Genomic DNA, 6922 nt, shown 5'->3' with positions numbered 1-6922 from the left:
CCCCGGAGCCCACGCCGCCCCGCGCGCCGGGGCGCACGCCGGGTCCGAGGCGCCGCCGATGGCCATTCCGGTCGCCCCGGGGTCCCCGGCCGTGTCCGGACTGCTCGGAGTCACCGGACCCCCGGCGGCGGCCGGACCGCCGAGGCCACCGGGCCCACCGGGTCCGACGCGTTCGCCGGAATGACAATCCGTTGAACCCGGCCGTCCACATGATCACACCGTCTGATGGGTCTCTCTTGCCCGCGCCGGGTCGGCCCTCTTAGCCTGAACTGCGCCCCGGCGGAAAACGAGAGAAGTGCAGGGATCTGGTCAGAACGTGAACGCGATCCGGTTTCAGGTCCTCGGTCCGCTGCGGGGCCTTCGCGGCGAGGAGGAGCTGGCCACGGGGAGCCCGCAGCAGCAGGCCATGCTGGCCGCGCTGTTGCTGCTGCCGGGCCGGACCGCGAGTTCGGCCGAGCTCATCGACGCCCTGTGGGGCGAGGAGCCGCCGAGCCGGGCGCGCTCCATCCTGAGGACTTACGCCTGGCGCTGGCGTCGGGTGCTGGACCCGGAGGCCGCCGACGGCGCCGCGTCCGAGGTGCTGGTCTCGCTGGCCGGCGGCTATCGGCTGGCCCTGCCGTCGTTCGGGGGCGGCACCGCCGGCTCTTCGCGGAGCACGACGGACGGTTCCGCTGACCCTGCCGCCCTGACCCTCGCCAACCCGGCCAGCTTCGACGGCGCCGAGGCCGAGACCCTGCCGGTGGACGCCGAGCAGGCCGAGCGCTGGGCCGCCGACGCGGACAAGGCCGGCGCCGAGGGCCGGACGGAGCAGGCTCGGGAGCTGCTCCGGCGGGCCGTCGACCTGTGGACCGGGGTGCCGCTGGCCGGGGTCCCGGGGCCGTTCGCCGAGCGGCAGCGCCGGCGCTTCGCCGAGTTGCGGCTGAGCCTGTTGGAGCGGCGCATCGCGCTGGACGTGGAGCTGGGGCGCGGGGCCTCGTGCGTGCCGGAGCTGCGGGCGCTCAGCGACGAGTTCCCGCTGCGGGAGCGGCTGTACGCGCTGCTGATGCGGGCGTTGTCGCAGTCCGGACGCCAGGCCGACGCCCTGGCGGCCTTCACCGCGGCGCGCCGACTGCTGATCGGCGAACTCGGCGTCGAGCCGGGCGCCGAACTGCGCGCCGTACACGCCGAGGTGCTGGCCGGCGGGTCACTGTCGCCGAGTGCGTCGAGCCGGCTGAGCCGGTCGAGCCGGTCGACGACGCCGTCCGGCGCGGCTTCGCAGGATCGTATCACCGCAGGTCAGGCCACACCCGACAAGATCCCGGCGGCTCCACGTCCGGCCCAGCTCCCCCCGGCCGAACCGGACTTCGTCGGCCGCGGCGCGCTGGTCGAACGGCTCGGCACCGAGCTGAGCACCATCGAGTACGCGGCGCCGACGGTGCTGGCCCTGGCCGGGATGGGAGGCGTCGGCAAGAGCACGCTGGCCCTGCACATCGCGCACCGCGCCCGGCCCGCCTTCCCCGACGGCCAGCTCTACGCCGATCTCCGCGGCACCAGCGCCTCGCCGGTCCCGCCGCAGGCCGTGCTGGAGGACTTCCTGCACGCGCTGGGGGTTCCGGCCAAGGAGATCCCGGAGGGCACGGCGGCGCGCTCGTCGTTGTTCCGGACCGTACTCGACGGCCGCCGCCTGCTGATCGTGCTCGACGACGCGGCCAACGCCGCGCAGGTCAGGCCCCTGCTGCCGGGCGCCGCCGGCTGCGCGGTGCTGGTCACCAGCCGGGCCCGGCTGGTCGCGCTGCCGAAGTCGGCGCAGGTGTGGCTGGACGTGTTCGACGACGAGGAAGCCCTCGGGCTGCTGGGACGCGTCGCCGGCCCCGAACGTCCGCACGCCGAGCCGGAGGCGGCCCGGCTGCTGGTCGACGCCTGCGGACGGCTGCCGCTGGCGGTCCGGATCGTGGCCGCGCGCCTGGCCGCACGTCCGGCCTGGACCGTCGCCTCACTGGCCGGACGCCTGGCCGACGAGCGCTCCCGGCTGCGGGAGCTGCGGATCGGCGAGCTGGCGGTGGCACCGGCGTTCGAGGTCGGATACCAACAGCTGACCGCGCTCCAGGCCACGGCGTTCCGGCTGCTCGGCGCGGTGGAGGCGGTGGAGATCGGGCTGCCGGCCGCGGCCGCCGTACTGGCGCTCCCGGAGGCGGACGCCGAGGCGGTCCTGGAGTCGCTGGTGGACGTGGCGATGTTGGAATCCCCCGCCGAGCACCGGTACCGGCATCACAGCCTGCTGCGGGACTTCGCGCACGGCGCCGTCGGCGACCCCGACCGCGCGGCGGCCGAGGGGTTCGCGGCGCGCTCGCGGCTGCTGCGGTTCCTCCTCGCGGGAGCGTGTGCGGCGTTCGAGTCGGCGGTGCCCGGGGACCCGATCCGCGAGACGCTGGCGCCACAGGGCATCGGCGAGTTCGCGTTCGACTCCCCCGCCGCCGCCCGCGCCTGGGCCCGCGGCGAGGCGGCCACCGCCGCGGAGCTGACGGCGCGGATCGCGACCGAGGCGCTGAGCGAGGGCCCGCAGGCCGCGCGGTATCGGGAGCTGGTCCCGGCCGCCATCAACCTGCTGATAGCGATGAGCCCGTTCGGGCCGGGGCCGTGGGGCCGCAGGACGGCGATCGCCGTGCAGGATCTGGCGCGGGCCGCCGAGCGTGCCGGGGACGTGCGGGGGCAGGGCCGGGCGTGGTTCCTGGCCGGGAACACGGCACTGGCGGCGGGCCGGTTCGACGAGGCCTCGCAGCACGGCCGGTGGGCGCTGGAGCTGTGCACGCTGGCCGAGGACCCGGTGATCGCCCGGCAGGTGCTGAACGATCTGGGGGTGATCGCGCACGGCCGCGGCGCGTACGACGAGGCCGCGGGCCTGTTCGGCGAAGCGGTGGCGCTGGCCCGGGCACTCGGGCACCACAGCGGCGAGGCCGGCTCTCTGCTGAACATGGCGGTGTCCCGGCTGCGCGCCGGCCGCGCCGCCGAAGTGCTCGCCGACTGCGAGGGGATGCTGGCCGCGGCGCGCGAACGCGGCGATCCGGCGTCGGCGGCGCAGACCCGGTTTGTCAGCGGCCTGGCACTGGCTGCGCTGGCGCGCCCGGCCGAAGCGGCGGAGCGGTTCGAGACGGCGGCCACCGACTGGAGCGCCCTGGGCGCGCTGGACCGCGCCGCGCGGGCCCGGTTCCAGCTGGCGAAGGCGTTGCACACGCTCGGCGCCGACGAATCGGCCCGCGACCACGCGCACGCCGCGCTGGCCGAGTTCGAGGCCGACGGACACGCGGCCGATCAGCGAGCGGTGCGCGCGCTGCTCGCTGATCTGGACGTGGCGCGGGACTGACGTCACGTCCGTGTGGGCGGCCGAGAGCCAGCCACCGAATACCGGCGACCGACATCGCCTGCCGCCGCACCGCTGCTGTCGACAGCGATGCGAGCCCCGGAGCCCAGGGCCCGGCCCGCTTCGGCGAACCCCGGTGGGGCCGCGTTCGCCGAAGCGGCCGGCGCGCAGCGCGTCGCTCAGGACGCCTGCGCCGGATGCCCGCCTTCGGGGACCATGGTGTTCCAGTCCAGGACGTCGCCAGTCGAGGCACTGTGAGTCCTCGCCGGGCGCGCCGCGGCGTGCTCGGCGGCCGCCGTGGTGGCCAGGGCGGTGGCGCCGAGGGCGGCGGCGATTGCGAGCCTCGACAGGGCGGGGTGACGCCGGGGGGCCATCGTGTTCCTTCCGGGGGGACGAGCGGTCCGCCCACCCTGCCACAGTCGGCGTCTACATACGATCTACGCCCCTGTTGGGCCGTCGATCGGCGGTGGCGTAAAACCGTTGAAGAACCCCAAATCGCTTGCTGCGGCCGACCCCGGCCCGACCGATCCCAAACCGTTACACGTGCCGCACCCAGGGCATCGCGCGCCCTCACACCCGCTGTCACGCAGGAGTTCTGCAATACCTTGACGCTCGGTCGCGAAAACGAGTTACCGTTTGCCCCGGGGGTTGGGGTGAATCCTTCCAGGCGGAAGCCCTAACATGCTGTTCCGGCTCGGGCATGACGAAACAACGATTCTTGATGGGGGACAGCGAATGCAACCGCTGGAAGCGGGGGATCCGACACGCATCGGTCCATATGCCATTCTCGGCGTGCTCGGCAGCGGCGGCATGGGGAAGGTCTACCTCGGCCGGTCCACGGGGGGCCGGACGGTGGCCGTCAAGGCGGTGCGGCCCGAACTGGCTGACGACGCGCAGTTCCGTCAGCGTTTCCGCAACGAGATCGAAGCCGCCAAGTCCGTCTCGGGGGCGTTCACGGCCGCGGTCGTCGACTCCGACACCGAGGCGCCCGTGCCCTGGTTCGCCACCGCGTTCATCGCCGGCATCTCGCTGGGGGACGCCGTGGCGCGTTTCGGCGCCCTGCCGGAGCCCGCTCTACGCACCCTGACCGCCGGCCTGGCCGAGGCCATCACCGCCGTGCACCGCGCGGGGATCATCCACCGGGACCTGAAGCCGGCGAACGTGCTGCTGGCGCTGGACGGTCCCTACGTCATCGACTTCGGCATCACCCGCGCCACCGAGGGCACGGCGCTGACCACGGCCGGCACGGTGATGGGCTCGCCCGGCTTCATGTCGCCGGAGCAGGCCTCGGGCGTGCGCGTGGGCCCGGAGACCGACATGTTCTCCCTGGGCGCCACCCTGGTGTACGCCGCGACCGCGCGCAGCCCGTTCGGGGACGGGCCGACGCCGGCGCTGCTGTACCGCGTGGTGAGTCAGGAGCCGGACATCACCGGGGTCCCGGACTCGCTGCGCGACATGATCTCGGCCTGTCTGCACAAGGAGCCGGCGCGCCGGCCCACCACGCAGCAGATCCTGGACTACCTGGACGCCAACGCCCCGGCGCCGACCACCGGCGGCTGGCTGCCCCCGCACTACACCGACGCGATCGTGCAGGCCAGCAGCGTCATGACGCACATGGGCATCAACTCGGGGCCGCCCAACATGGGCCAGGCCCCCGGGCCCGGCACTCCCCCCTACGGCGCGCCCGGTTACCAGGGCCCCGGCACTCCCCCGCAGGGCAACAGCACTTACGGCCCGCCGGCGTACGCCCCGACCGCGCAGAGCGGCATGATGGGCGTCGGCCCCTACGGCCCTGGCCCGAACGGCCCCGGCACCGGCCCGCAGCACCAGCAGTATCCGCAGCACCCGCAGGGCGCGGGCGCCGGCGCCGGCAAGATGAGCCGCCGCGCCCTGTTCGGCATCATCGGCGGCGGCGTGGTCGTCCTCGGCGGCGGCGCGACGGCGATAGCCATGTCCGGCGGCGGCAGCAAGACGCCGCCCAGCACGCCGCAGGCCAACGGCACCACCACCAGCGGCGGCACCGGCCCGTCCTCCCCCAGCGGCAGCAGCGGCCCCAGCAGCCAGGGCTCCGCCCTGACCGGGCCGACCAACACCGCCCCGATCCAGGACCCGAACACCGCCTCCTCGGCCCAGCTCGGCGGCGCCCCACAGGCGGCCACGGCCTGGCAGCAGACCACCAACGACCAGATCTGGGGCAGCGCCATCGGCCAGGACGCCGTCCTGCTGATCGGCACCGACAAGACCCACGGCCTGAGCAGCCAGGGCAAGACCAAGTGGAACGACATCGCCTGCGGCAGCGGCACCATCGGCATCATGACCGCCACCGACGCCACCACGGTCTACTGCACCGGCCTGGACGGCACCGGCGGCGACCCGCTGTTCGCCATCGACATCGAGAGCGGCAAGGTCCTGTGGACCCTGGCGCAGTTCGACCGCCAGTGGCAGGCCCAGGGCGCGGCCGGCGTCAACGGCAACCTGGTGATCGTCTCAGCCAACGTCAACGTCCAGGGCGACGGCCTGTTCGCCGTGGACAAGAACACGCACAAGATGGTCTGGAAGCAGAACAACGCCGACATCGGCGCCATCCACGTCCCCCCGACCGGCAAGTACATCTTCACCGGCCACGACTCCTCCAGCGCCGACACCGACGCCACCATCACCTGCCTGGACGTCACCAACGGCAACAAGGTCTGGCAGGTCTCCCGCAAGAGCGCCACCCTCGGCGGCGCCGGCTCGGACCCCTTCGCCTACGCCAACGGCTACCTCATCGCCGGCGGCGACAAGCTCACGGCCATCGACCCGGCCACCGGCAAAACGGTCTGGCAGACCCAGGTCGGCGACTCCACCCTCGGCGGCAGCATCGCCAACCACCCCTTCACCGACGGCAGCGGCCGCGTCTACGTCACCGCCGACGGCTTCCTGGCAGCCGTGGACGCCAAGAACGGCAAGGTCCTGTGGCAGTCGTCGCTACCGAACTCCGACCAGTTCCAGGTCGACGGCGCGACGGCAACCGCCGACGGCCAGGTGTACGTCGCGGACTACAAGCTGGCGCTGTACGCGGTCGACGCAAACACCGGCAAGTGCAACTGGTCGTACTCGAACTCGCTGATGGCGGGACAGAACGTGTCCACGCTGACCGCCGGCGGCGGGAAGGTGTACTACACGTCGGGCCAGGCGGTGCTGGCGTTCAACGCGAACGGGAAGTAGGCGACGGCTGCGCGTGAGCGCTGGCGCTGGCGCTGGCGCGGTTCTTCGGGCGACGCTCGGTCCTTCGGGACCGGGCGCCGCCTTTTTGGTGGCTGCGGGTGGTGACGGGCCAGCGCGACCTGCGATGTGGTGAGGGGGTCCGAAGGACCATGCGGGGTGTTGGTTCTGGGTCCCTCGCCGCGTCAGCGGGCGCAGCCAACCTGCCCGGTTTGGCGGTGTCAAGCCGGGCGAGGCTGGACCACAGCAAGTGTGATGCGGCTTGATTCCGCCAAACCGGGCTGGTTCCGTTTACGGCGATGACGCGGCGAGGGACCCAGAACCCGGCGACCACAAGCAACACCGCCACCGCACAACGCAGCGCAGGCAACAGCGGATAGA

3 protein-coding genes are annotated in these 6922 nt (G+C 73.5%); 2 read left to right on the top strand and 1 reads right to left on the bottom strand.

The genetic code is table 11. The features are described from left to right. Positions 1-406 precede the first annotated feature (406 nt). A complete protein-coding gene (locus GWK61_RS51445; protein WP_228564370.1) occupies positions 407-3340 on the top strand; it encodes an AfsR/SARP family transcriptional regulator in 2934 nt (977 codons plus the stop codon). Between the two features lie 176 nt (positions 3341-3516). Here the strand turns inward: GWK61_RS51445 and GWK61_RS51440 are convergent, their stop codons facing one another. Next, positions 3517-3711, bottom strand: a complete 195-nt coding sequence (locus GWK61_RS51440) for a hypothetical protein (RefSeq protein ID WP_194921409.1) — start codon at positions 3709-3711, stop codon at positions 3517-3519. Between the two features lie 361 nt (positions 3712-4072). Here GWK61_RS51440 and GWK61_RS51435 point away from each other — a divergent pair, with 361 nt between their 5' ends. Next, a complete protein-coding gene (locus tag GWK61_RS51435) occupies positions 4073-6544 on the top strand; it encodes a protein kinase domain-containing protein (protein ID WP_194921407.1) in 2472 nt (823 codons plus the stop codon). Positions 6545-6922: the final 378 nt, after the last annotated feature.

Source organism: Catenulispora rubra, assembly GCF_015356825.1.
Classification (GTDB): domain Bacteria; phylum Actinomycetota; class Actinomycetes; order Streptomycetales; family Catenulisporaceae; genus Catenulispora; species Catenulispora rubra.
The sequence above is the reverse complement of the archived record's forward strand: the minus strand, read 5'-3'. Positions and strand labels throughout refer to the sequence as shown.

Excerpts from the sequence above, each read along its gene's own strand:
- GWK61_RS51440 (WP_194921409.1), bottom strand. The coding sequence starts at position 3,711 with ATGGCCCCCCGGCGTCACCCCGCCCTGTCGAGGCTCGCAATCGCCGCC.
- GWK61_RS51435 (WP_194921407.1), top strand. The coding sequence starts at position 4,073 with ATGCAACCGCTGGAAGCGGGGGATCCGACACGCATCGGTCCATATGCC.
- GWK61_RS51445 (WP_228564370.1), top strand. The coding sequence starts at position 407 with ATGCTGGCCGCGCTGTTGCTGCTGCCGGGCCGGACCGCGAGTTCGGCC.